The sequence below is a fragment of the Endozoicomonas atrinae genome, assembly GCF_001647025.1.
GTDB classification, from domain to species: domain Bacteria; phylum Pseudomonadota; class Gammaproteobacteria; order Pseudomonadales; family Endozoicomonadaceae; genus Endozoicomonas; species Endozoicomonas atrinae.
This window is the reverse complement of sequence record NZ_LUKQ02000547.1, coordinates 1-1443: the sequence shown is the minus strand read 5'-3', so window position 1 is coordinate 1443 and position 1443 is coordinate 1. Positions and strand designations below refer to the sequence as shown.

Sequence of the window (1443 nt, the reverse complement as noted above, 5' to 3'; positions counted from 1 at the left end):
GGCGATGCCCGACAGGAGCAGCAGTGCGCCCAGCAATCCCTTCATACATCCCCACCCTTACTGATTGACTGAAAGGTCAACCATAGTCGGCATACGGTGTTGTGCCATTATGTAATCTTCTGCAAATTCTACAAAGTTACACAAATCAGTTGAAACCCAATGGTTGAGTCTGATAGCGTAAAAATTCATAAAGCTGTCTTTCTTCGATGTATCACGGATATTGCGCTATGGATATAGACCCATCATCGGAAGAAGTAGCGGTAGAAAAAAACAATAAGATAAAAGGAACTGTACAAATGGCATCGATGCAGGTGAGAAACACGGTTAAAGATCGACACCGGGACCCGGAAGATATAGAGCTGGCACTGAAGGGGATCATTCGTCAAATACAGGCAGATCGGGGAAAGTACAGTGAACCATCCTGAAATAGCCGAACGGTTTAAAAAGGCCATGGACTTCTCGGGTATTACCAGCATTCCCAAACTGGCACGGCGTACCGGTATTGACCGTGGCTACCTGTACAAGCTGGCGAATGGGGAGATCGCTAACCCTCATAAGTACCTGGACAGACTGAGTGAGTCCATGGGGATATGCCCCGTGTGGCTGTCTACGGGCAGAGGCGGCCCATACGACCATGAGAGACCCAGCCTTCGCCGGGGAGTCTTCAAAACCCTGGTGACGGTTATTCCCGGCGAAGGTGATCCGTTTGAGATTGATATCACCGTACCGGATTTATTCAACAGCCTCAGGCATGTCCCGAAGCAACCGGAGTTTTACCAATTCTTCTACATCGTGGAAACCAATGACCATTTCCCCGGAAATACGCTGCTGACGGTGGAGAAAGTCAGAAGACCGGGACCGGGACTCTATGTAGCCTGGTACCCAAAAGACGGGGTAAAGCAGCTGGGGTGCTTCAACTATTACTATGAGGAGTTGGAGCTGAAGCACAACCGCCGTGAAGAGATGGACGTCATCGGCAGGGTCAGAAATATGGATTACTGGAAGGTCGATGAAATCATGGAAACTGGCAGTGTGCTCTGACCGGCGATAGTAACTACCAGGGAAAAATAATAACAAAAGGGAATGTATGAAATTTGTCAGTTATGACCCGGAAAATGATGAGATCACGTTATTGCAGAAGGGCGACAGGGTGGTCCGCTGCTTATTGACATACATTGGCTCAGGGGAGGTTGACCGGCTGCCAAGAGAGGAGCGGGGAAAGCTCTATGAGCAGATCAAGGGGCACCCAAAGGTGGTGGCGGATCAGGGGGCATTTGGTTGTTTCTCCTTTCATCTGGTTAATCAGCAGAATTTATTTCTGGTACTGTTCGGCCTGTATGTAGGGTTGCTGGTACTTTGTCCGGTCCTCTTCATGTGGCACTCCGATATTATGGGGCTGAACTTTACCGGCGGGAGTATCGTATTCCCCTTTACCTATGTACT

The 1443-nt window shown here is 49.2% G+C and carries 3 protein-coding genes; all 3 read left to right on the top strand.

The window, feature by feature from the left end:
* Positions 1–227 precede the first annotated feature (227 nt).
* Positions 228–425, top strand: a complete 198-nt coding sequence (locus AK963_RS28930) for a hypothetical protein (protein WP_066018719.1) — start codon at positions 228–230, stop codon at positions 423–425.
* Positions 412–1041: a helix-turn-helix domain-containing protein gene (locus AK963_RS28925; RefSeq protein ID WP_066018718.1), complete on the top strand. Its 630-nt coding sequence runs from the start codon at positions 412–414 to the stop codon at positions 1039–1041. Before AK963_RS28930 ends, AK963_RS28925 begins: the two co-directional genes overlap by 14 nt.
* Positions 1042–1087: 46 nt before the next feature.
* A partial coding sequence (locus AK963_RS28920) for a hypothetical protein (protein ID WP_202969925.1) occupies positions 1088–1443 on the top strand: 356 nt, incomplete at its 3' end.